This window comes from Citrobacter sp. CK191 (genome assembly GCF_030333435.1).
Classification (GTDB): Bacteria; Pseudomonadota; Gammaproteobacteria; order Enterobacterales; family Enterobacteriaceae; genus Citrobacter_B; species Citrobacter_B koseri.
This window is the reverse complement of sequence record NZ_JAOWFX010000031.1, coordinates 405,741-429,043: the sequence shown is the minus strand read 5'-3', so window position 1 is coordinate 429,043 and position 23,303 is coordinate 405,741. Positions and strand designations below refer to the sequence as shown.

Annotated in this window: 25 protein-coding genes and 2 tRNA genes; 12 read left to right on the top strand and 15 right to left on the bottom strand. The window is 52.6% G+C overall.

Annotated features, from left to right (window positions below; translation table 11 throughout):
- Positions 1 to 41 precede the first annotated feature (41 nt).
- Positions 42 to 1,775 carry an ABC transporter ATP-binding protein gene (locus OGV82_RS13610; RefSeq protein WP_161799995.1) on the bottom strand — a complete coding sequence of 578 codons (1,734 nt, stop codon included), beginning with the start codon at positions 1,773 to 1,775 and terminating at the stop codon, positions 42 to 44.
- A 301-nt stretch (positions 1,776 to 2,076) separates the two neighbouring features.
- Between OGV82_RS13610 and OGV82_RS13605 the strand changes: the two genes are divergently transcribed.
- Positions 2,077 to 2,550: a cold-shock protein gene (locus OGV82_RS13605; protein ID WP_047462794.1), complete on the top strand. Its 474-nt coding sequence runs from the start codon at positions 2,077 to 2,079 to the stop codon at positions 2,548 to 2,550.
- A 127-nt stretch (positions 2,551 to 2,677) separates the two neighbouring features.
- The gene (locus OGV82_RS13600; RefSeq protein ID WP_101743967.1) at positions 2,678 to 3,217 is read left to right on the top strand and encodes a DUF2058 domain-containing protein; all 540 of its coding nucleotides are present in this window, start codon (positions 2,678 to 2,680) and stop codon (positions 3,215 to 3,217) included.
- Between the two features lie 101 nt (positions 3,218 to 3,318).
- Here the strand turns inward: OGV82_RS13600 and OGV82_RS13595 are convergent.
- The 3 genes from OGV82_RS13595 to OGV82_RS22890 all read right to left on the bottom strand — a co-directional run bounded on the left by OGV82_RS13595 (position 3,319) and on the right by OGV82_RS22890 (position 5,126).
- Positions 3,319 to 3,394: transfer RNA gene (locus OGV82_RS13595), tRNA-Asn, on the bottom strand.
- A gap of 87 nt (positions 3,395 to 3,481) precedes the next feature.
- Positions 3,482 to 4,972 carry an EmmdR/YeeO family multidrug/toxin efflux MATE transporter gene (locus OGV82_RS13590; protein WP_012131809.1) on the bottom strand — a complete coding sequence of 497 codons (1,491 nt, stop codon included), beginning with the start codon at positions 4,970 to 4,972 and terminating at the stop codon, positions 3,482 to 3,484.
- Position 4,973: 1 nt separating this feature from the next.
- The gene (locus OGV82_RS22890; protein WP_153258860.1) at positions 4,974 to 5,126 is read right to left on the bottom strand and encodes a DUF5951 family protein; all 153 of its coding nucleotides are present in this window, start codon (positions 5,124 to 5,126) and stop codon (positions 4,974 to 4,976) included.
- Positions 5,127 to 5,132: 6 nt separating this feature from the next.
- On the opposite strand from OGV82_RS22890, the gene OGV82_RS13585 reads away from it, so the two are divergent.
- The 5 genes from OGV82_RS13585 to OGV82_RS13565 all read left to right on the top strand — a co-directional run bounded on the left by OGV82_RS13585 (position 5,133) and on the right by OGV82_RS13565 (position 10,223).
- Positions 5,133 to 5,208, top strand: a tRNA-Asn gene (locus tag OGV82_RS13585).
- A gap of 225 nt (positions 5,209 to 5,433) precedes the next feature.
- On the top strand, positions 5,434 to 7,521 hold the full coding sequence (locus tag OGV82_RS13580) for a TonB-dependent siderophore receptor (protein ID WP_047462791.1): 2,088 nt from the start codon (positions 5,434 to 5,436) through the stop codon (positions 7,519 to 7,521).
- Positions 7,521 to 8,534: an ABC transporter substrate-binding protein gene (locus tag OGV82_RS13575; RefSeq protein WP_101743968.1), complete on the top strand. Its 1,014-nt coding sequence runs from the start codon at positions 7,521 to 7,523 to the stop codon at positions 8,532 to 8,534. The genes OGV82_RS13580 and OGV82_RS13575 overlap by 1 nt, the downstream gene beginning before the upstream one ends.
- Positions 8,464 to 9,213: a class I SAM-dependent methyltransferase gene (locus OGV82_RS13570; RefSeq protein WP_047462788.1), complete on the top strand. Its 750-nt coding sequence runs from the start codon at positions 8,464 to 8,466 to the stop codon at positions 9,211 to 9,213. The genes OGV82_RS13575 and OGV82_RS13570 overlap by 71 nt, the downstream gene beginning before the upstream one ends.
- A 32-nt stretch (positions 9,214 to 9,245) precedes the next feature.
- Positions 9,246 to 10,223, top strand: coding sequence for a FecCD family ABC transporter permease (locus OGV82_RS13565; RefSeq protein WP_180961894.1), 978 nt, complete (start codon positions 9,246 to 9,248; stop codon positions 10,221 to 10,223).
- A gap of 87 nt (positions 10,224 to 10,310) precedes the next feature.
- On the opposite strand, the gene OGV82_RS13560 is transcribed toward OGV82_RS13565, so the two are convergent.
- A complete protein-coding gene (locus OGV82_RS13560) occupies positions 10,311 to 10,874 on the bottom strand; it encodes a flavin reductase family protein (protein ID WP_012131804.1) in 564 nt (187 codons plus the stop codon).
- Positions 10,875 to 11,115: 241 nt separating this feature from the next.
- Between OGV82_RS13560 and OGV82_RS13555 the strand changes: the two genes are divergently transcribed.
- The 4 genes from OGV82_RS13555 (at position 11,116) to OGV82_RS13540 (ending at position 13,839) form a co-directional block, all read left to right on the top strand.
- Positions 11,116 to 12,240 carry a YbdK family carboxylate-amine ligase gene (locus OGV82_RS13555; protein ID WP_047462784.1) on the top strand — a complete coding sequence of 375 codons (1,125 nt, stop codon included), beginning with the start codon at positions 11,116 to 11,118 and terminating at the stop codon, positions 12,238 to 12,240.
- A 337-nt stretch (positions 12,241 to 12,577) separates the two neighbouring features.
- Positions 12,578 to 12,946 (top strand): NlpC/P60 family protein, encoded by a 369-nt coding sequence (locus tag OGV82_RS13550; protein WP_024130212.1) that lies wholly within the window; start codon positions 12,578 to 12,580, stop codon positions 12,944 to 12,946.
- Positions 12,946 to 13,449: a YqhG/Tai3 family protein gene (locus OGV82_RS13545; RefSeq protein WP_012131801.1), complete on the top strand. Its 504-nt coding sequence runs from the start codon at positions 12,946 to 12,948 to the stop codon at positions 13,447 to 13,449. The genes OGV82_RS13550 and OGV82_RS13545 overlap by 1 nt, the downstream gene beginning before the upstream one ends.
- 117 nt (positions 13,450 to 13,566) lie before the next feature.
- Positions 13,567 to 13,839: a hypothetical protein gene (locus OGV82_RS13540; RefSeq protein ID WP_047462780.1), complete on the top strand. Its 273-nt coding sequence runs from the start codon at positions 13,567 to 13,569 to the stop codon at positions 13,837 to 13,839.
- An 87-nt stretch (positions 13,840 to 13,926) separates the two neighbouring features.
- Here OGV82_RS13540 and dctP read toward each other — a convergent pair whose 3' ends face one another.
- Both dctP and OGV82_RS13530 read right to left on the bottom strand, forming a co-directional pair.
- Positions 13,927 to 14,982 (bottom strand): TRAP transporter substrate-binding protein DctP, encoded by a 1,056-nt coding sequence (gene dctP / locus OGV82_RS13535; protein WP_047462777.1) that lies wholly within the window; start codon positions 14,980 to 14,982, stop codon positions 13,927 to 13,929.
- A gap of 48 nt (positions 14,983 to 15,030) precedes the next feature.
- Positions 15,031 to 15,621 (bottom strand): nuclear transport factor 2 family protein, encoded by a 591-nt coding sequence (locus OGV82_RS13530; protein ID WP_047462774.1) that lies wholly within the window; start codon positions 15,619 to 15,621, stop codon positions 15,031 to 15,033.
- Positions 15,622 to 15,731: 110 nt separating this feature from the next.
- Between OGV82_RS13530 and OGV82_RS13525 the strand changes: the two genes are divergently transcribed.
- Positions 15,732 to 16,634, top strand: coding sequence for a LysR substrate-binding domain-containing protein (locus OGV82_RS13525; protein ID WP_047462770.1), 903 nt, complete (start codon positions 15,732 to 15,734; stop codon positions 16,632 to 16,634).
- On the opposite strand, the gene ldtA is transcribed toward OGV82_RS13525, so the two are convergent.
- From ldtA to OGV82_RS13485, 8 genes are all read right to left on the bottom strand, one after another.
- Positions 16,609 to 17,538: a L,D-transpeptidase gene (gene ldtA, locus OGV82_RS13520; RefSeq protein ID WP_047463990.1), complete on the bottom strand. Its 930-nt coding sequence runs from the start codon at positions 17,536 to 17,538 to the stop codon at positions 16,609 to 16,611. The two genes, OGV82_RS13525 and ldtA, sit on opposite strands and share 26 nt — an antisense overlap.
- Positions 17,539 to 17,650: 112 nt before the next feature.
- Entirely contained in the window at positions 17,651 to 18,709 is a 1,059-nt protein-coding gene (gene cobT, locus OGV82_RS13515; protein WP_047462767.1) for a nicotinate-nucleotide--dimethylbenzimidazole phosphoribosyltransferase, read from the bottom strand.
- A gap of 25 nt (positions 18,710 to 18,734) precedes the next feature.
- Positions 18,735 to 19,478, bottom strand: coding sequence for an adenosylcobinamide-GDP ribazoletransferase (gene cobS, locus OGV82_RS13510; protein ID WP_047462764.1), 744 nt, complete (start codon positions 19,476 to 19,478; stop codon positions 18,735 to 18,737).
- Positions 19,475 to 20,020 carry a bifunctional adenosylcobinamide kinase/adenosylcobinamide-phosphate guanylyltransferase gene (gene cobU / locus OGV82_RS13505; protein ID WP_047462761.1) on the bottom strand — a complete coding sequence of 182 codons (546 nt, stop codon included), beginning with the start codon at positions 20,018 to 20,020 and terminating at the stop codon, positions 19,475 to 19,477. Before cobU ends, cobS begins: the two co-directional genes overlap by 4 nt.
- Positions 20,017 to 21,537, bottom strand: a complete 1,521-nt coding sequence (locus tag OGV82_RS13500; RefSeq protein WP_047462757.1) for a cobyric acid synthase — start codon at positions 21,535 to 21,537, stop codon at positions 20,017 to 20,019. Before OGV82_RS13500 ends, cobU begins: the two co-directional genes overlap by 4 nt.
- Entirely contained in the window at positions 21,534 to 22,349 is an 816-nt protein-coding gene (locus OGV82_RS13495; protein ID WP_012131791.1) for an energy-coupling factor ABC transporter ATP-binding protein, read from the bottom strand. The genes OGV82_RS13500 and OGV82_RS13495 overlap by 4 nt, the downstream gene beginning before the upstream one ends.
- 8 nt (positions 22,350 to 22,357) lie before the next feature.
- On the bottom strand, positions 22,358 to 23,035 hold the full coding sequence (locus OGV82_RS13490) for an energy-coupling factor ABC transporter transmembrane protein (protein ID WP_047462753.1): 678 nt from the start codon (positions 23,033 to 23,035) through the stop codon (positions 22,358 to 22,360).
- Positions 23,022 to 23,303, bottom strand: a complete 282-nt coding sequence (locus OGV82_RS13485) for an energy-coupling factor ABC transporter substrate-binding protein (RefSeq protein WP_012131789.1) — start codon at positions 23,301 to 23,303, stop codon at positions 23,022 to 23,024. Before OGV82_RS13485 ends, OGV82_RS13490 begins: the two co-directional genes overlap by 14 nt.

Sequence of the window (23,303 nt, the reverse complement as noted above, 5' to 3'; positions counted from 1 at the left end):
CTGGAATGACGTGTAAATACCTGCGTACCATTCCCGTAGCATTAAACTGCCTGAGTCATCACCGATTTAAACTGCGCATGCCACATGTCGTAAAATTTTCCCCGACGGCTTATCAGCGCAGTGAAGTCCCCATTTTCGATGACCTCTCCAGCAGACATCACGATAATCCTGTCGAACTCTTTTATATTACCGAGCCTGTGCGTCACTGCGATCACGGTTGTGTTCAGGGCCAGAATATCATTAAACAGCCGGTGCTCAGTTTCAGGATCGAGTGATGAAGAGAACTCATCAAAAATAAACAGATTGGCCTTTCGGTATAGCGCCCGTGCAATCGCGAGCCGCTGCCACTGCCCTATAGAGAGTTCATCGCCGCCGAACTGCTTGCCCAGCCGGGTATGCTGGTCATACGGAAATCCTACCTTTTTCAGCAATTCATCAACCGCTGGCGACGGGGTTTCTGCATCATAATTATTCAGGGCAATGTTTTCGCCCACCGTGAACTCGTATTTTCCGTAATCCTGAAACACGGTGGCTATCTGGTTTCGGTAACTTTCAATATCCAACCTGTCGAGCGGCACGCCTGACACAGACACCGCCCCCTCACTGAAGGCGTACATACGCAGGATCATTTTAATCAGAGTTGTTTTTCCGCTGCCGTTCTCACCGAGAATAACGACCTTTTCACCGGGGGCAATTTCAAGGTTAACCCCATTCAGGGCTGGATGATTACGCCCCTCATACTGAAACCGAAGTTTGTGAATGCTGAGGGCAAAAGGTGTTTCGGCGGGTAAGGTAAGGTGCCCGTTTTTCACCGGTTCAATCTTATCCGTCATAAACGCATGGTAGCGGGTGAAAAAACTGCTCATGCTGACGAGATTCGAACCATAATTGGCTATCTCGTCGAGGTGCGATTTCATCATCACAATGGACTGAAACACCATCACCAGCGCGCTCACGGCAATATCACTGGTGCGTAAGTTGTTTAAAAAAAGAGTTACCCCGACGAACAGCATAGTCAGGCTCAGCATCATGGCTGGCACAGGCGTGATTAGCGCGCGGATGCGCTGTTTGTGCATGCGATTATAGGTATTGCGAGCGGACGCATTGAATTTAGTCAGCAGATATTTACCAAGACCGTAAAGCCGGATCTCCTGCAAAAAACTCTTGTCCATACTGACGCCATATACGTAGCGCATCGCAATCGCATCTTTAGACGTGAAGAATAAATCCCGCACGTATCTCTGCTGGATATGCATATTGATGGCAATCATCGGTATGGCGGAAAGCGCACAAATGGCCGCCCCTGCTCCTGAATAGTTGATCAGAACCAGCAGCAGACTGCCGGCCATGACGATTGCCCGGATAACGTAAATGATACAGATGATGAAATTAAGCGGTCGATACGCCGCTTCTTTTTTCAAATATTCCAGTTGCTCGTAACGCTCCTTATTATCAAACAGGCTCAGGGAAAAGGAGTCGTTCATACGGCACATAATCTTAGCGCTGAAGTGATTGGTCGAAATCTCCGTGACATCCCCCTGAACAAGATTGACCAGAGGCTGCATAAGCTGCATGCCAAGGAGTGAAACACACCAGACCGCAACGTTCAGCATCAGATCGCCGTCGGTGGTTTGCACTGCATGCAGCGTGTTGATTATTTGGCCGGTCATAAAGATGTTGAGGGCCGGTATCAGCCCCTGAAGCAACACAACGACGATAAGTGCGGTAATACGAAGTGGGCATGACGCAAAGACGTACCTGATAGCCAGTAGCACTGACGACCTCCCTTGTTGCAGTAGCCATAGATCGTGTGAGTCGCAGATCATGATAGATGAGAATGGCACTCAATTGCATTAATGGAATGTAACAGTGAACTGGGTTGTGAAGTAGACGTTCTCTCCCATCTCTGGCCATCGGCCAAATGCAATCGCGACTTCCCCTCCCCCAACGGCCCCCTGGTCTGATGGACATTTATCACCCAAACTTAAGCCAAAGACATGGTCTGCGTGGGCATTGTGCTTTACACTGCGCGCTGTAAAAACTGAGTAGATAAACGATTAACCAGGCGGTAAGGCGATGAACGGAACAATCACAACGTGGTTTAAAGATAAAGGTTTTGGATTTATCAAAGATGAAAACGGTGATAATCGCTATTTTCATGTGATTAAGGTTGCCAACCCTGAGCTGATTAAGAAAGACGCGGCGGTGATTTTTGAACCCACCACCAATAACAAAGGCTTGTCCGCTTATGCTGTGAAAGTCATCCCGGAAAGCAAATACATCTATATCGCGGGCGAGCGCCTGAAGCTCACGTCGATCAAGTCTTATCTGGTTTACAGCGAAGAAGTGCCAGCCGATACCCGAATTGATAAAGAAAACGCGGTGCTGTCTGTGGGCGTGCTGATGAGTAGTATCAGACCCAAATCAGCCGCAAAGCCCGGTGAAATGCGCTCGCTGAGAAAACTGGCAATCACCACCTTCCAGGGAACGACGTTAATCTTCTCGGAAGATGAGATAGACATAGAGGCCACGGTGAAACTGCTCAAGTAATTCATCTGAATCCCGTGCCGGAATCCTGCGCCATTCATAAACAGAATTCCGGCTCGCGTGCGCCAGGTACAGACGCAAAAATTACGGGTATAATCACATACATTATTCAACGGTTTCAGAAACGAAGATGACAAAACTCACCTTACAAGAGCAGATGCTAAAAGCAGGATTAGTAACCAGTAAAAAAATGGCCAAAGTCCAGAGAACGGCTAAAAAATCACGAGTTCAGGCGCGTGAAGCAAGAGAGGCTGTGGAAGAAAATAAAAAAGCGCAACTTGAGCGTGATAAACAGCTAAGCGAGCAACAAAAACAAGCGGCTTTATCCAAAGAATATAAAGTGCAGGTGAAGCAACTTATTGAAATGAATAGAATCAGCATTTCAAAAGGCGATATTGGTTTTAACTTCACAGATAATAACTTAATTAAAAAAATAGATGTGGATAAGGCGACGCAAGCCCAGTTGATTAATGGCCGCCTCGCCATTGCGCGTTTGGTTGTTGATAACGGTGGGGAATGTGAATACGCGATTATCCCCGCAAGCGTAGCCGATAAAATTGCACAGCGAGATGCTAACAGTATCGTCCTAAATAGTGCGCTTAGTCAGGAAGAGCAGGACGAAGAAGATCCGTATGCTGATTTTAAAGTGCCTGATGATTTGATGTGGTAATCAACGTTTGTCGTTCAGCGTCCGGCGTGCCGGGCACTGAAAGAACTGAATGCCGATGACGGAAAGCAAAAAGCCCGCTAAAAAGCGGGCTTTTCTAAATCTGGCTCCTCTGACTGGACTCGAACCAGTGACATACGGATTAACAGTCCGCCGTTCTACCGACTGAACTACAGAGGAATCGTGTGAACGGGGCGCATATTAACGACGCTCACGATCATTGTCAAAGCCTGAATGCACAAACACGTTCGTTTGCCGAAATATTCTTCATTTCGTTGGAGATTCAGGCTGAACGGGCGATTTTATACGCTCAGGACGCGGGTATTTCCATAGCCAACGACCGCTGACCATACGCCAGTAAAACAGTGCGGCGCGCACCGCCCAATCAAAGAACATCCCCAGCCAGACCCCGACAACGCCCCAGCCAAGCACAATCCCCAGCGTATAACCCGCAACCACGCGGCAGCCCCACATCCCCAGCATCGAAACCCACATTGCAAAACGTGCGTCCCGCGCCCCTTTAAACCCTGAGGGCAACACCCAGGACGCAGACCAAATCGGCATAAACGCCGCGTTCAGCCAAATCAGAACCACGACAACATCTTTTACATCCTGATCGTGGGTATAAAACGAGGCCATCAGTCCCGCAAACGGCGCGCTTAACCACGCAATCGCGGTCAGTCCAATGGTAGATAGCCAAAACACATGACGAAGCTGAATCTCTGCCTGGGAAATCTGACCATTCCCCAGCCGTCGGCCAGTGATGATTGTCGATGCAGAACCCAGCGCGTTTCCGGGCAGGTTGATCAGCGCGGCAATTGAAAAAGCGATGAAGTTACCGGCAATAACGCTGGTCCCCATCCCCGCCACGAACATCTGCGTTAACAATTTCCCACCGTTGAACAAAACAGATTCGATACTCGCAGGGATACCAATTCCCATCACTTCCCAGATAATGGTGAAGTTCAGCGGCTTAAAATAGCTCTTCAACGTAATGCGCAATGCCGGGTTAAAACCAATCATCAACACCCAGATAATGGCGACGGCTCCGATATAGCGAGAGATGGTCAGCCCGAGTCCCGCCCCGACAAAACCCAGCCCCTGCCAGGAAAAAACGCCATAAATCAGGACGCTGCTGATCATGATGTTAAGAATATTCATACCGCCATTGATCAACAGCGGAATTTTGGTATTTCCGGCTCCACGCAATGCGCCGCTGCCAATCAGGGCGATGGCCGCAGCGGGATAGCTGATCACCGTCAGTTCCAGGTATGTCAGCGCCAGAGCCTTCACCTCGGAAGACGCCTCCCCGGCCACGACATCAATAATCTGTTCGCCAAAATAGTGAATAACCGCCGCCAGCACGATGGCAAAAAGCGTCATGATCACCAGTGACTGTCTCGCGGCAGCCCTGGCGCGACGACGATCGCGTTTTCCCAGGCTAAACGCCACAACCACGGTCGTCCCCAGATCGATAGCAGCAAAAAACGCCATAATGACCATGTTGAAGCTATCGGCAAGCCCCACCCCGGCCATCGCCTCTTTACCCAACCAACTGACCAGAAAGGTGCTCAGCACCCCCATTAGCAGTACGCAGGTATTTTCCAGAAAGATAGGCACGGCAAGCGGGGTGATTTCACGCCAGAAAAGAACCTTATAACTCTTACGTTTGGCATACCAGGGCGTACGGGAGACGGCCTGGCGTAAGGCTGCGGAGACGTTCAAAGTGGACCTTAATGAAGAAAGTTGAAACCTCATTTCAAATAATGAGGGAGAATCCAAAAAGCTGCAAAGTTTTTTCCCTGTAAAATGTCTGCAATTGCAACAAACTGTTGAGAGAAGCAGCAATTGAACCGTCACCAGGGAAATGAGGTTTGACAAAAGATTTTTCGCCGCTAAGATAAGCCTCCACAACGATTCCTCTGTAGTTCAGTCGGTAGAACGGCGGACTGTTAATCCGTATGTCACTGGTTCGAGTCCAGTCAGAGGAGCCAGATTTTAGTCTCGAGATATCTCAGTGAGTCTTGAGGCGTTTTAAAAGCAGCAGTTAAATTGAACCGGTTGTCCTGATAAGGATTGCCGTTTTTTTGACGCCTGTCGTTTTTGGACAACCCCACAGACCTCTCCAGCCCCCTTCCCACCTGTTCTCATTTGCCTACTTTTTTTCTTTATGAAATATGTTATGTTATAACATATCCATTATAATGTAATGCCAACCTATGAAACTTAAGCCTTCTTTGATAGCTCTCGCAGTAGCAGTAAATACTTCGCCTCTGGCCTATGCAGCAGATGAAACCATCGTCGTCACCGGCGGTGACGTATCCGACTATTCCGCCGAATCCGACTCGGCACGTCTTTCATCCGGTTCAGCCTCACGTCTCGGTCTGACCGATAAGCAAACGCCACGCCATACTGAAACCATCAGCGCCAAAACCATTACGGCTAAGGGCAAACGCACGCTCACCGAAGTCGTTGAAACCGCCCCGGGCATGTCCGGCACCAGCTCACCTACGCTCTCAAACAGCGTTTCACTGCGCGGCTTCTCCGGCGTTTCCTGGCTGCTAAACGGCGTGGCTGTACCCGGTAGCACCATTCAAATCGCCGACCCGGTTCATTATGAAAACGTGGACATCCTGTATGGCACAGGCTCCGTTTTAAATGGTCTGAGTTCTGCCGGTGGCAGCGTCAACCTGATATCACGTAAAGCAACCTTTGGTCGACAGCCAGTAGAAGCTGACTATAGCTGGTCAAGCTATAACAGCCATCGCGCCCACATCGGCGCGGGCGGTACGCTTGTTGAGGGTATAGCTGCTGGCCGCGTGGATGTAAGCGCATCAAATACCGGCACTCAGGTTGATAAAGATCGCAGTCGCCCGAAGCGCATCAGCGCACAGCTCCTGCTGACGCCGACCGATAACACACAGGTCACTTTTGACATCGATCGTAGCTTAACGGATATGCGCAATCCCTATTTCGGGACGCCTGTCATCAACGGCAAAGTTGATCGCGACTTGCGCCATGTAAACTACAACAACATTCAGGATGCGCATATCCGCAGCCAGGCAACCTCATTCCAGTCAACCCAGTCCTGGTATGCAACGCCTGATGTAACCTTTGATAACCAGTTCTATTATTACAAAGGATTCCGCGAATGGCAGAACGTTGAACGCTATTACCCGTCAAACAAAGCGGGCTATGTTACCCGTGATTCTTATGGCGATCTTGCTCATGATGACAAGCTGACGGGCAACCGTACTATGGTCACCTGGGATCACCCGATTGCATCATTCGCCAACCGCGTGACTGCGGGTGTCGATTTTTCAAAACGCGAATTCCAGTACTATTCTAACGGCTTCCCGGGCGGCGAAGATGTTCTGTTGACCAACCCCGCCTCCAATGACTTTCGCACCGGTGCGGGTGGCAAGATGCGCTCACCTGTTCGTCACATCACTCAGAACCAGTATGCCTTGCTGCTGGAAGACAATCTGAATATCACTGATGCTGTCGCCCTGTTAAGCCAGTTGCGCTATACCAACCTGGACATGCACTGGAATTACCAGCAGGACAATAAAACCATCAATCATAGCTATAGCTTTATGAGCGTTGGTATTGGGCCGAGCTGGGCCATTAACGAAAACTGGACGGTATATGCCAACTATTCCACAGGTAAAGAGCCCGGCAGCGATATCTTCTTTATCAGCCCTGAACAAACGTCCCTGCCACTTACAGAAGTTCAGCAATATGAAGCCGGTGTAAAAGGGACATTCGACCACGGTGAAATGAAGCTGGCCGTTTACGATCTCCAGAAAAAAAATCTTTATCAGCAATCGGCTGTCCAGGCCGGTGTATGGAATGCGGTTGGCAAGCAGACTTCGCGCGGCATTGAGTTCAGCGGATTGATTAAACCGCTGGATAGCGTCACGCTGGCGGGGAATGTGGCTTATACCCATGCGCGCTTTGACAATTTCAAACAAGGTACGCAGGACCTTTCCGGTAATCAGCCGCGCTATATCCCGGAGTGGACGGCTAACCTTTCTGGCCGTTATATGCCGATTAGCAAACTGGGGCTGGGCGCGCAGCTCCACTATGTTGGCAGTAGCTATAACGATGATGCCAACAAAAACAAAATGGGCGATTACACGACTGTCGACCTGAACGCCGATTATGAAGTGATTAAGGACGTTACCGTAGGCACCCGCGTGCGTAACCTGACGGATCGCTTTTACACCTGGCAGCGTACTTATACAGGGCAGGAAATGATTGCGCCAGGTCGAACTTACGAAGCCTATGTCAACATGCGCTTCTGATGAAACGCCTGGCCTCCCTCGCATTGCTGGCAACCTTCGCCAGCTTTGCGCATCCCGTTACGTTGCAGAATTGCGGAAGATCCTGGACGTTTGAGCATGTACCACAGCGGGCAATCGTCTATATGCCGACCGCAATGGAAAACATGCTCGCATTACGTCTGGGAGATTCCGTGATCAGTGCTGTCGGTTATCGGCCAGATGAAGATACCGCGCCCTCCCCCTGGTATAAACCGCTAAAAGCACGTCTCGACAGTTCGCCCTGGTCGGGAGAGGCCTTGCTGAGTTCCCGGCCAGATTTTATCTATTCCGGCAGCTACTACTGGTTTAACAGCCCGGAGACCGCCGGTCGTGAAAGGATGGCTGAATGGGGAATTGGAAGCTGGCTCATTGAAGGGATGTGCAATGGCCTGCAAAGTGGCCCTCCTGCGCCTGTAACCTTCGACAGCATCTACGACGAGTTGCGTAATATTGCGCGCATATATAGCGTGAAGCCGCGCGCAGAGGCGCTTATCAATGAACTGAAGCAACAGGTCGCTGCTGACAGCCGCATAAAACTGCCACGCAGAACGCTCATGTGGTGGTATTCCGGTACGGCAACACCTTATGTGGCGGGCGGTTATGGCGCTTCTGAGCTGTTAACCAAAACCATCGGCAGTAAAAATATCTTTGATAACAGTGCTGAACTGTGGCCCGCCATGAGCTGGGAGGTCATTGCCGAACGGGACCCTGACTACCTGATCCTGGGCGATCTGCAAAGGGGTGGAGATGGCGACAGCGCCCGGAGCAAAATCGATTTTCTTGAACGTAATCCCCTCACCGCAGGCATGAAGGCGGTTAAAGCAAAACGTTACATCATTTTACCTGGCTATGACATGGACGCATCTGCGCGTTCAGTTCTGGCTCTTCACCGACTAGTCACACAAATACACGCTAAGGAACAACATGACCTTTCCAGCCCGCGAATTACTGAAAAACTGGGACGAACAACAAAGCGCCTACATCGCTCACCGTGAAGAACGCTATAACGCCGCGCTGGATGTTCTGGCAATGCTATATGGCGAAGAATTCCATGTGGTGGATCTGGCCTGTGGTCCAGGCTCATTCAGCATGCGTCTTCTGAATCGCTTTCCGGCGATAAGAGTAACGGCTATTGACCTCGACCCGCTTCTGCTTACACTGGCCAAAGAAGCCTTATCTGAATACAGTGACCGTATTCAGTTCTTCAGCGGCGATATTGCAACAGCGGATTGCTTTGCCGCTATTACCGACAAACCGCAGGCCGTTGTTTCCAGCACGGCCATCCACTGGCTGCTGCCGGAACAGCAGGTCGCGCTTTATCGCAACATCTTTAACCTGCTGGATGAACATGGCTTATTCATGAACGCCGATCATCAGCGATTTGATAATCGCAATCCATGCCAGAAACGGATTGCCCAGCTTCATGACGAAGATACGCAGAAAAAAGCCTGGACAGCGGGAGTGCAGGACTGGGATAGCTGGTTTGCATCGGCCACCCGTCATCATGAGCTGGCTGATTTGATGGACGCGCGCACCGCTATCTTTAAAGACCGCCCGACACCACTGCCCACCACGGTCGAATTCCAGCTCGCTGCTCTGCGCCAGGCGGGTTTTAGCGAAACGGGTACTCTCTGGCAATTCCTGGATGATTATGTGATCGCTGGCTGGAAATAATCATGCTGCGTTCTCCTGTTTTTCGCCTCTCCATGCTGTTTCCGGCCCTAATGCTGGCGTTTTGCATTGCCATTATGTATGGCCCGGTGACTTTTTCCATGAAGGACGTGGCAAATGCCATACTGGCAGGCTACTGGCATAGCGATACAGCGGGAACGCTTCATCAGCGGATCGTATGGTCTCTGCGTATGCCGCGCACCCTGCTTGCTGCGCTGGCGGGTGCCGCATTAGCGCTGGCCGGAACGGTGCTCCAGTCGTTGACACGTAATCCTCTTGCCGACCCCTGGGTGTTGGGGATCTCATCCGGCGCAGGGTTTGGCGCGGTACTGGTCATTGCGCTTGGTCTCAGTGCGGGCTGGGCCGCTGTACCTGCCGGAGCGTTCTGCGGCGCGATGCTGGCTTTCGCACTGGTGCTTTTCATGGCGCGGAAATCGCTATCCGGCCAGTCCAGCCGTTTTATCCTGACCGGCGTCGCCGTGACACAGCTTCTCTCCGCCGCCACATCATTAACCACACTCTGGAAAACGGATGCAGACACCACGCGAGGGGTGATGTTCTGGCTGCTGGGAAGCTTTGCACAGGCGTCCTGGCTTCAGGTACTGCTTTGCGCACTGGTGCTGCTGCCGATATTTATGTTCTGCTGGTGGCGGGCAATAGAGCTGGATGTGCTCACGTTCGGCAATGTGACGGCGGCATCGCTTGGTGTGGACGTTGGCGCAATCAGGCTCGCCCTGTATTGTTTATTGACCTTATTGACTGCGGTCATTGTGGCATGTTGCGGAGCAATAGGTTTTATTGGGCTGACCGTGCCTCATATCGCCCGCATATTCATTGGTCATCGCCATCGATCGCTGCTGCCGGCATCCATGCTGTGCGGCGCGACTTTTACCGTTCTGGCTGATACGCTTGCCCGAACGCTGTTTGCGCCCCGTGAATTACCCGTCGGCATCCTGACGGCGATACTCGGGGTTCCGGTATTTCTGTTCCTGATTTCACGGACTTCCCGATAAAATACTGACGAAGGCGATCCCTGGCAGAAAGCCCGCTAAAAAGCGGGCTTTCTGCCATTTATCCGTGACGAGCGCCACCGCAAACGCTCAGATAAGCATTTCCGGCCTGAACAGCGCGCTCAGATTCATTGTCTTGCCCGACACCATGAACTCCCCCTTCCCTGTATAGTGAATCGTCTCAGGGTGTTCCGGTGATGTGGCCACATGCGCCTTCACGACCTCGAAAATGAAAAAATTGTAGCGTTCCACCAGCACATCATCATACAAACAGCACTCAAAATTCGCATAACATTGCTGGATCAGCGGGGCATCAACCTCATCGGCTTCCTGTGCCGTAAGATTAAATTCGGCAAACTTATCGATGTCAGCGCCGGACGTGTTGCCGATTCGCACGACCGTCTCGGCCAAATCCGTCAACGGAACGTTAATCACGCATTCCCGGCTATGACGGATCATCTCAAAACTGTGGTTGCCGCCCGAAATCATCAGCCCGACCAGCGAGGGAGAAAATTCCAGAACGGTATGCCAGCCCAGCGTCATGATATTGGTCTTCCCGTTCCATTTGGATGACACCAACACAACCGGGCCCGGTTCTAAATACCGGCGAACCTGACTGACTGGATAATCGACTTTAGTGATAGCTAAGCTCATAAGATGACTCCTGTTAAAGTGTTCCACAAAAACAGGCCACACTGCTGCGGCAATACCTGAGCAGTCCTCGCGCTACAGCATACTCTCTCTCGTCATATCGCAAAATTAACCATACTAATAAAATGGTTTTATGACCGTAATCAGGGTTCCGCGATTCACCTCTGGCAGGCATGACCGTCTGACCTACACTTTTAACAATAGAATTTCAGGCCAACCACAACAACTCAGTGCAGAGGACATTATGGTATCTCTACCTTTTACCCGCTCACTGCGGTTTACGACGGGCACCGAGCTGGAACTCCAGTTAATCGACAGAAACGATACCAGGCTGGTGGATAAAGCGGATATCGTGCTGGCCGATATGGCGCACACTCAGCAAATAAAGCATGAGCTAACCAAGTCAATGATTGAACTGAACAGCTCTGTACACTCTTCGGTGTTTAAACTGCATGAAGAATTATCTTTATTAGCCTGTAACGTCAGGGAAGTCGCCAGAAAGCACGGCTGCGATGTTACCGGCGGCGGCCGCCATTTAGATGGCGACTGGCGAGAACAGGTGATTAGCGATTTACAACGTCATCAAAATCTGGCCGTACGCTATGGCTACATCACCAAAATGGCCTGTGTATTTGGGCAGCATATTCATATTGGCGTTCAGGATGGCGATGACGCCATTTATCTGTGTCATGCGCTTATTCCCTACCTGCCCCATTTAGTTGCACTCAGCGCCTCTTCGCCGTGGCTGGATGGCGTGGATACCTCTTTTTCAAGTTCCCGCTTTACCGGGCAGAACGCCTTTCTGAACAGTGAACTGATTGAAAACATCTATAACTGGGACGAGTTCGTCGTATTTTATAACGAGATGGTCGATGTCGGGATCATTAAAAGTATCAAAGATATTTACTGGTACGTCAGGCCACAGCCTGCTCTGGGCACAATTGAAATCAGAATATGCGATATGCCGCTGACAATATTTCATGCCGCAATGCTCACAGGCTATAGCAAAATACTGGCTCAGTATCTGTTAGCCAACCGGACGAATATCGTCAAAAAACATCATGCTATTGAAAAATACAATATCTTTAACGCCCGGCGCGATGGCTTACAGGCCAGCTACGTCAACACGTTAACCAGGCAGCGTCAGTCGCTGGCGAGTCAGATATTGCAGACCGTAGAGAACCTGTCATTACGCACCCACAGTGATGAGGACAAGTACGTTCTGCAATATATTGCCCGGTATGTCAAAAAGGGCATCAATGATTCAGACAGAATACGCAGTATGATTAAACGCGCGGTGGACTTAAACACCGTCATGGAACGTATGCGAAAAATGCTGCTATCAGCACCAAAGAATTATAAAAAATGATGCACGCCAGGGCCGAAAATGGTTATTCGGCCCTTTTATCAGGCAATTGTCGCAATACGCTCCCGATCGTTACGTTTTGCCTTCTCGCTTAAGGGGTCGGAGACATCATCTCGTCCAGAATGCTACTGACCTGTTTCCCGCTCATATTCCGATACCCGCATTCTTTTATTTTCGGAATTCGTTTAGGCAATCCCTTCGCTATTGATTCCGCCTGCTCTCAGCGTCAAGCGCACTTGCCTCGCTTATCACGTTACGCTTTCTGTGGCACTAAATGATTAACCCTCCTAACTAATTGGGTATCTATTAGCAATTTCTCTAACTGAAATGGATGATAATCATGGGATGGGACACAAGAAGCGCCGGAAACTGGGCAAAACATCACGCCGAACCGGGGCCAACGAATAACTGTGCATCGTATGTGCGCAAGGCCATAAAGGCAGGGGGCGTGACCGTAACAAACACGCAAAACGCCAAAGATTACGGCCCAATGCTGGAGTCTGCGGGGTTTAGAAAAATATCTTCAACGCAATCCCCCAGAGCTGGCGACGTGGTAGTGATTCAGCCTTACGCGGGAGGACACGCCGCCGGTCACATGGCTATTTACGACGGCCAGGATTGGTATTCAGACTTTAAACAGCGGGATTTTTGGGGCGGTCCTGGATACCGTTCGTCAAAGCCAGCGCATCAAATGTACAGGAAGGATTGATGAAAGCCCTTTATGTTGTTCTCATGATATTTGCAATTACCGCGTGCAGCTCAGGACGCGATAACGCAGAACGGCGTGTTTCAGATTTCTACACTTACTATCTAAACGTGTTTGCAAATAGTGAAGGGAAAATAAAGCCTGCGCCTGAAAAGATGGATGAATATATTTCGAAGGATACGCTAGCCCAACTAAATACTATCTCTCATATTTATGAGCAGGAGATTATCGACACCGATTACTATACATATGCGCAAGATTATTCAGCAGATTGGATCCCCTTATTGAAAGTTGGAAAAGCTAAAAACTGTTTTGGTGGTGAATACGTCGATGTTTGGTTGGGTCGACAAAACAATCAGACGTATCAAATTGGAGTCTACCTAAAAAGAGAGGGCGGCAAGTGGAAAATATACAGAGTGAAGAATGTTACCGCCGGTTATGAGCATTACATATTTGACGCGCACGCCATTGAGAAAGCGAAGCAACATGCTGCAACCACCAATTAAACAGGGAGATTATGACGGCCGCTAAATTAATCCCAATTCGCGGCCGACCTTAACAGTCATTATGCTTTTCTTTCGCCCTCCGGTGGATTCAACAACGTCAGCGCTACGGAATGTTTTATGATTCAGCCGTCGTTTAAGGATATAAGAGCCCACTCCCGCCAGCGTCAGTCGCTGGCGAGTCAGATATTGCAGACCGTAGAGAACCTGTCATTACGCACCCACAGTGATGAGGATAAGTACGTTCTGCAATATATTGCCCGGTATGTCAAAAAGGGCATCAATGATTCAGACAGAATACGCAGTATGATTAAACGCGCGGTGGACTTGAATACCGTCATGGAACGTATGCGAAAAATGCTGCTATCAACACCAAAGAATTATAAAAAATGATGCACGCCAGGGCCGAAAATGGCTATTCGGCCCTTTTATCAGGCAATTGTCGCAATACGCTCCCGACCGTTACGTTTGCCTTCTCGCTTAAGGGGCCGGAGACATCATCTCGTCCAGAATGCTACTGACCTGTTTCATCACCCTTCCCGCCTCGGTAAGCCCGTTCTTTTCCTGCTCCTTCACCCACGCAGACTGAATCTCCTGGTATCGGGTGGCGGCTTTCCATTGCGCAACGTCTTCAGAGTGCAGGATTCTGACCGTCGCACCGCTTTTTTCCAGATCGGCGACTTGTGTGGTGAAACTTTTATCCATTACGGAACCCAGGGATTGATAAGCGACGTCAGCGGCCCGTTGAATCGCCGCCCGATCGTCGCGGGAAAGGTTATCCCAGGTATTTTTATTCATCACCAGCAGGTAAACATGCCCAAGCCAGAGATCCCGCGAAACCAGCACATCAGGCGCGAATCGCTGAGCATTTAACGCATAGCCGCTATCCACATTCAACATTAATCCGTCGAGACTTCCGCTTTGTAAGGCTTTGTAGGTTTCATCTCCCCAGGGCATGGTCACAGCTTTAGCGCCGACATTTTTCAGAAACCCCTGGTGCCAGAAACTGGCGGAGCGCCACGTTCCCCCCTTAAGTCCTTCAGGATTACTCAGCGCGGTAGTGCTAAAAAAAGCCAGCGGATAGCCGGTCGCAATGAAAACATTCACCACATTTTCTTTCTTGAGTTCTGCCGAAAAATCCGGGATATCCGCATAAACGCGACGAAAGAAAGCAACCTGCTTTTCCCCGGCAGGGCCGACGGGGAAGCTTTTAAAGATTTGCTGCAATGGTAATGCCTTAGCTGCATATTCAGGTACAACAACGGCCATATCCGCTTTGTCCCCCTTTCCCGCCAGAGCCAGAGCCGTATAACCATCACTTAGCTCACCTCCCCAGTGCGCCTCTACCTTCAGGCGACCACGCGACTCTTTTTCGATTGCGGGGAAAAATACGTCATTGATAAAACGAGTGCGCATTCCACCCAGCGGTTCATGGTCGCTGTAGATTAGGGTTTGCGCAGCCAAAGCCGCACCGGGAAACATTAGCATCGCAAACAGAACGGCGATGCATTTTCGTCCTGGTATAGTGGTGAGCATTTCTCTTATCCTTTTGAGAATCATGATGATCGCAGTCGCTGATGAAGCTTAAACAACGGGCTCAGACAGCCAGCGCTGCCCTTCGGTTTTCATCTGCTGTTCGAGCGCACTGCCGCGCGTTGCGAATACACGCGTGACCGGAAATCCGCTTTTTTCCAGCAGGTATGCCAGCGCGGCGTATTCTCGCGGGTATTTTGCTACCGCGCTTTGATCAATATCGACCACGCCCAGCGGGAAGGTAAAACTCCCCATGTCATAAATGCTCTGGCGTCTGAAGAGCTTCCACACGCCATCGCGTTTTTCCGCCATATCGTAAAAGCGATTATGGGTCACCATCCCCAGATTCAGCTTCACATTCTCGCCGATGATCATGGCATTAGTTTCAACAATGGCGCGGTTGACGCTGCTATTGAAGGTCACTACCGGCGTGCCAATCAAATGTTTGGTGCGGATGTCAGAAGCCCCCATACGCATTGAGCCGTCAACAAAATCGCTCGCCAGCCCTTCAAACCAGGTTATCTCAATGGTGCCATCCGTGTGAAACAGCCCGCGAAGTTGCTCCCACTCGCCCAGATCGCGATGCATCCAGCCAGTGAGAAGATCGGTAATTTGCTGACGATCCGCCAGGTGATTGTGCATAATTTTTACTCCAGCCAGTTAAGTGGATTCAGTTTCCTCGCCATTAACGTTAAAATCCAATAGATAAATCTTACAGATTATTCAGTTTAGATGAATGATGAGGCCATCGTATGGATCTGCGCCACTTACGCTATTTTCTTGCCGTTGCACAAGAAGGACACTTTGGCCGCGCCGCCGAAAAACTCAATATCGTTCCTCCCGCGCTGAGCATGCAGATCAAGGCGCTGGAAGAAGAGTTAGGCGGCCCGCTGTTTATTCGTACCAGCCGGAAAGTTGAGTTAACCGAAGCGGGAAAATTGTTGCAGACCGAAGCGCAACGCACGCTTGAGCAGGCGGAACATGCCCGTCTGACAGTACAACGGTCGATGCGCGGAGAAACGGGTCTTGTGCGCGTTGGCTTTGCTGGCAACGCGGTGTTCAGCGGCAAATTGACAGAAGATCTGCGCGCCTTTCGCCAGGCCTATCCCGATGCGGAACTGGTCGTATGCGAAATCGCGCCGTTGCTACAAGCGGATGCCATTCTGAGCGGCCAGCTCGACATTGGTTACACACCCGATCACCATAACGTACGCCAGCCAGAATTAGCGGCTGAAAAAATAGGCCTCTGGGGCCGGATGGTCGCCATCGCCGACGATCACCCGCTGGCTTGTGAAACCCATTTGACGGTAGATATGCTGGCTGAAGAGCCCCTCATTTTCTACGACACCCACCGTGCGGATGAGCCGCTTTATATGATGCTCACAGAGATTATGGGTCATGTTCCGCACGTCGCCCATTGCACCTCCAGCACGCTCAGCGTACTGGCTCTGGCCGCCGCCGGGCAAGGGCTAGCGCTGGTGCCTGAACCGCTGATGCACATCGCCATTCCCGGCCTGGTCTATCGCCCTCTCGACGCGCCTGAGTTATCGGCCAATCTGATGCTGCTCAGCAGAAAGAACGACAATAACGGCGCGGTAAAGGCTTTTCTGGAGATTGCGCGGAGAAACATCAGAACCCCGTCAGACCCGCGCTGATATTTGTCGGCATCCCGGAGCGGCGCTCCAGCGCCTCGTTGACGCGATGAATGTCAACGCCGTCGCCCTTCATAAAAGTACGCATCACCGGCGTGATCGGCAGCGGTACTTTTTTGTCGGATTCAAATTCAGTGCGATTACGCGATAACGGCTCATGCACTTCAATCCAGCGACTGCCGTCCGCTTCGACGGTGGTTTTCACCGGTTGATCGATAATCTGCACGCGAGTGCCCACCGGCACATTGTCAAACAGGTATTTGATGTCATCGTTACGCAACCGGATGCACCCCTGGCTCACGCGCAGCCCAATACCGAAGTTCGCATTTGTGCCATGAATGGCATACAGCTTACCGATATAAATTGCATACAGCCCCATCGGGTTATCCGGCCCGGCGGGGACAAACGCGGGCAGACTTTCGCCTCGTTTAGCATATTCACGTCGGGTATTCGCCGTCGGCGTCCAGCTCGGCGCCTCCTGTTTACGCTCTACCGCAGTCACCCAGTTACGTGGGGTTTCTCGCCCCGCCTCGCCAATGCCAATCGGCAGGACATCAACGGTATCGCCCCCTTTCGGATAGTAGTAAAGACGCATTTCCGCCACGTTAACCACAATGCCTTCACGCACGGTATCCGGCAAAATAAGCTGCTGCGGCACCACCAGCGTCGAACCGGACTTCGGCAAAAAGACATCCACATCGGGATTCGCTTCGAGCATATTGCTCAGCCCCTGTCCGTACTGCGCCGCAAACGCTTCCAGCGGTTGAGTATTATTGTCCGGGACGGTTATCGTCAGCGGGTTGCCGACCAGACGACTCCCTTCTGGCGGCAATGGATAACTTACCGCCAGCGCGCTCTGGCTTGCGAACAGCAGAATAAAAGAACAAAACAGTTTCACACGAGGCATCATTTCCCTTTCCTCAAATCGCAGCAGATGTCGGTTAATTATAGCTTTTTTATCGCCTTTCCGACGTTAACAGCGAATGAGCGCCACCGAAGGGAAACGATACGGCTTATCTTTATTTACCATCCGGCAGGACAATATTACTTGCCGCCAGTTGCCCCATGTTGCGGTACATCGCGCAGGCGGCTTCAACGATGGGCATTGCCAGCGCTGCGCCGCTGCCTTCGCCGAGACGCATTCCCATATGCAGATACGGCTCCAGCTCCAGGTGCTCCAGCGCAATCCGCGCGCCCTTCTCTGCTGAGAAATGCGACGGAATCAGATACGGTTTAATTTCCGGCGCAATCTGACACGCCGCCAGCGCCGCAGAATAGGAGAGAAAACCATCCAGCACAACCGGCAATCCACATGATGCGGCGCCCAGCATCACGCCCGCCATACCGACCAGGTCAAAACCGCCCACCTTCGCCAGCACCTCAACGCCATCACGCGGATCGGGCCGGTTCACCGCAATAGCGCGGCGCACAACCTCAACTTTATTGCCAATTCTGGAGAGCGGAAGATTCGCGCCAATCCCCACCACATCTTCGGCATCGCTACCGGTCAGTACACTCACAATCGCCGCCGCAGGGGTGGTATTCGCCATTCCCAGTTCGCCAACGCCAAACAGCGTTACGCCGCTTTGCGCCAGTTCGCGGGTGTAGCGCATCACTTCCAGCAGCAGTTCTTCGGCCTGAACGCGGCTCATCGCCGGGCCTGTCGCGATATTCCCGCACCCACGCGCCACGCGCATATTCACCACGCCGGGGATCGGGTCGGCATCAATCCCGACATCAATCACATGGACTTTTGCCCCGGCCTGAGCAGCCAGTACGCAAACACCGGTTGTTCCCTGCGTCATGTTGGCCGCCTGAATGGCGGTGACAACTTTTGGCGAGACCGCAACCCCTTCATCCCACACGCCATGATCGGCACACATCACCAGCATCGCCTTCTTACCGACATGCGGAGTGCCGTTGAGACCGGGCATCCCCGCTAACTGTACGGCCAGCGCTTCCAGGCGCCCGAGGCTGCCCGGCGGTTTGAGCAAGCCGTCGATGTGCTGCCGGGCGTGCGCCATTGCGTCGCTGTCCGGTTTGGGAATGTCACGGAGTAAAGAGGTTAACGTCTGCATAAGGGTTCTCATCGTGTTGGCTGGCTCACAGCAGAGCCAGCAGGAAGATCAACTCGCCAAGTTCAATCGCCGCACCCAGCGTATCGCCGGTTTGCCCACCCAACGTGCGTTTTAATAATTGCCCAAGAATAAAAATTGCCGCCAGAGTGACCACCAGCGCAGCGACCCCGCGCATCCCCGGCATGAGTATCGCCGCGAGAATAGCGGTTAATCCCAGCGTCACGCAGGTTTGTCGCCCGGTAACTTTGCCGATAAACACGTTGCCCAGCCCTTCTTCACGGGCATAGCGATGACGATACATCAGCAATACGGCGACACCGCGCCCCGCCGCGCAGGCCATCGCCAGCGCCGCCAGCATCGGCGTGCCTCTCAGCGCCAGTTCGCTAATCACCAGCACTTTCGCCAGCAGGACAAAAATCAACGCCAGCCCGCCGTGGGTGCCCAGGCGGCTGTCACGCATAATTTCCAGCATCCGCTCCCGGCGGCGGGCGGAAAAAATACCGTCACAGGTATCCGCCAGACCGTCGAGGTGAAAACCGCCGGTCAGCAGCGCCAGCGTCAAAACGCAAAACAGGGCCGCCAGTGGAATGCCGCACCAGGACTGAAGCGCCACAAACACCAGGCCGCCAATCGCGCCCAGCAGCATACCAATTAGCGGGAATATCACAATACCGCGGGAATACTCCTCAAAATCCAGCCCCTGAGACCAACGGGTCGGAACAGGCAAACGCGAAATAAAAGCGAGCATCGCCCAGAACAACTTACTCATTTAATTTTGACTCCAATACCCGATACCACCAGCCAGACCTCATCCGCCGCCGCAGCCAGACGCTGATTGACGCGCCCGGCGATGTCGCGAAAATGTCGCGCCAGACGATTTTCCGGGACAATGCCCATGCCCACCTCATTGGTCACCAGAACCACCTGAGCCGGACAGCGCTGACAGGCGTCGATCAACGCGCGAATTTCGTCTTCAATCGCCTGCTCCATCGCCGCGTAATCCCAGTTGTCCGGGTCCGTATCGCCACCCATCGCGAACAATAAATTGGTCACCATGGTCGTGATACACTCCAGCAGAATGGCCTCTTCGGGGGCGTTATCTGGCGTAATCAGCGCATCAAGATGTCGCCAGCATTCCGCTGTCCGCCAGTGCGGCGGTCTGCCATCCCGATGGTGCTGAATCCGCGCCGCCATCTCCTCGTCAAAAATCTGCGACGTGGCGATGTACAGCACCTGCGGCGAATCCGCGATTAACGCCTCCGCATGGCGGCTTTTCCCGCTGCGCGCGCCGCCGGTCACCAGAATCATCATACGGGCTCCCGGTGCTGCTGCATGATGGTATAAATTTTCTCAATATCGATGTGTTGTCGCATCGCATCCGCCAGCAGATCAAACTGCTGCGATTTATATTGCGCGTAATGGAAGGCGTGATCCAGCGGCGTCAGCCCCTTACGCACGCGCAGGCCATTGACCAGCGCCCGCGTGAACGCATCGCTGTCGAACAAGCCATGAAGATAGGTGCCAAAGACCAGTCCGTCGTCCGTTACCGCGCCGTCAGCGATAGCGTTTTCGCCTTTGCGTAACGTCATGGCTGGCTGGCATTGTGCATTCAGTGTCGTCTCGCCCATATGAATTTCATACCCGCGCACCGCCAGGCCAGACGCCGCCGCCAGCCATCCCGGCAGCGCAGAGGCCATCTGCCCTTCAACCTGCGTGGTGGTTTTATCCTGCGCGAAATGCGTGACGGTATTAAGCAGCCCAAGACCGGGGAGCGTACCCAGCCCGGACTCCACCTCATCAATAATGGTGTCGCCCAGCATCTGATAGCCGCCACAGATACCTGCCACCGGTACGCCCTGACGATGCGCCTGCAACACGGCATGCGCCATTGCGCTTTCACGCAGCCAGACCAGATCGCCAAGCGTATTTTTGCTGCCCGGTAGAATTATCAGGTCCGCGCCCGCCAGTTCTTCAGGATGGCGCACATAGCGCACGCGAACATCCGGCTGCGCCGCCAGCGCGTTGAAATCGGTGAAATTCGAGATGTGCGGCACCTGAACAACGGCAATGTCGATATCGCGCTTATCGGTACGCAGGTATTTGCCTTTTTGCAGCGCCACGCCATCCTCATCTTCAAGATCGACCTCCAGCCAGGGCATCACGCCCAAAACCGGCACGCCGGTCAGCGCTTCAATTTGTTCAATGCCGGAGTAGAGCAGCGTCACGTCGCCGCGAAACTTATTGATGATCACCCCTTTCACTCTGGCGCGTTCACTATCATGCAGCAGCGCCAGCGTACCGTAGATAGAGGCAAAAACGCCGCCGCGATCGATATCCGCCACCAGAATGACCGGGCATTGCGCCATTTCCGCCATCCCCATATTGACGATGTCGCGGTCACGCAGGTTTATTTCCGCCGGGCTACCGGCGCCCTCCAGCACCAGAACGTCATATTCTTGCGCCAGGCTATTGTAAACCATGAGGATCTGCTCACGCAGACGCGGCTTATATTCATGGTAGCTAACCGCGTCCATATCGGTGGCGACTTTGCCCATCAACACCACCTGCGCTTTCCGATCGCTGGTCGGTTTCAGCAGAACCGGATTCATCCGCACATCCGGCGCAATCCCCGCCGCTTCCGCCTGGAAAATCTGCGCGCGTCCCATCTCTTTGCCGTCCGGCGTGATGCCGGAATTCAGCGCCATATTCTGTGACTTAAATGGCGCCGTGCGCAGGCCATCCTGATAAAAGATGCGGCACAGCCCCGCCACCAGCACACTTTTACCTACATCTGATGCCGTTCCCTGCAACATTACTGCCTGCGTCATGACGCCTCCTTCAGCGCGTTCTCTCGCATACGCCCAAAAAATTCTTCTTCCGTTTTACACAGCGGCAACCCCAGTTGCGCATGCAGTTTGACCAGCCACGGTTGCGTCAGCCCGGCTTGTTCGATCAGTTCAGTGCGTGCAAACACCTCCCCCGGCTCACCGTATGCCAGTACCTCGCCACGGCGCAGCACGTAAACGGCATCGCTGACTTCATAAATGAGATCAATATCATGGCTGGAAATAACCACATGATTCCCCTGCGCCACAATCCGCTTGATGATCGCGATCATCTGCGTGCGCCCGGCAGGATCAAGCCCGGCAGTGGGTTCATCCAGCAGCAGGTAGCGGGCCTGCAACACCATCGCGCCCGCAATCGCCACGCGTTTTTTTTGCCCGTGGCTTAAACACTGGATCGGCTGATGACGGAAATGCTGCGCATCAACCAGAGTCAACGCATCGTCCACGCGGCGGGCTATCTCATCCTCAGCCACGCCTAAATTTCGCAGACTAAAAGCGATATCGCTGTCGATATCGGTATAAAAAATTTGTTGATCGGGGTCCTGAAAAACGGTTGCCACCTGTTGGCGCAGCGCCAGCAGCCCGCGCTTACTGTAATCCAGCGCTTTTCCCTGCCACAAAACCTCGCCTTTTTGCGGGCGCAGTAAACCGCTCAGGTTCATAAATAGCGTCGATTTTCCGCAGCCGTTCGCGCCCACCAGCCCGGTAACCGCATGGGGGGAGAAATCCAGCGTTAACCCCTTGAGCACCTGCTCATCCTGATAGCGAAACCAGAGACCGGAGGTGGCAAGCATACGAATCCTTACAGGTGAAAATCACCCTGATACAGTTTGATATCAAGCACGGTGGTCATTTGCTGATAGCGGATAAGCACACGCGTAAACAGCAAACCCACCAGCATTGCCAGAGAACGATAGCCTTTCGGCAAACTACGATAGCCAAAACGCAGCGTTTGCGCGCGATGAATGGCCAGCGCTTCGTCTAACAGGATAAAAATAAAGCGCCATGTCAGCAGTATCTGCTCGGTCAGCAGCCGTGGCACATGCGCGCGCTTAAGCAAAATAATCAGTTGCGGAAACGGCAGATTCAACACCAGCCAGAACGTCGCCGCCAGCGCGCTCAGGCTGCGCCAGAAGGTTTCATTGGCGGTATTCAACCCTGACGAAGTCACCCCCAGCCAGTAATCGCCAACCGGAACGCTTGCCAGTAACGAGTGAGGATCGCGGCTCACGCTGAATAAAATCGTCACCACGCCCACGCTTAAAAAACCAAACGGTATCGCCATCCAGCGACACCAGCGCCAGAACGAAATCCGCAGCAGCCAGCAGCTCAGCCCGGCGATGAGCGCCAGTTCAATACCCTGCCCCAAAGGAGGCAGGGTAAAGGCCAGAATCATCATCAGCAACCAGAGCAAAAACTTACGCACCGGCGTAACATGAAGCCAGCGGCTCTGGTAGCTGAGTCGATCAAGCCCGGTCATCACGGCGCTGTCTGCCTTTGCTGTAACCGAGAATATAGAAAATCACCGCCGCGCCAAGCGAACCTTGCAGCGTAAACAGCAGGCTTTCAATTTCACCGCTGGCCGGTTCATACAATGGCTGGAACCACGGTTCATAGTGCGGCGCCACCACCTGGATCTGGCTTTCCGCTTCGCCGTCAGAGCCACCGAACTCACCGCCATGATCGATAAAAAACGGCAGGATCACCAGGGCAATCACCATAGCTAACAATATCAGCGTCTTTTTCAT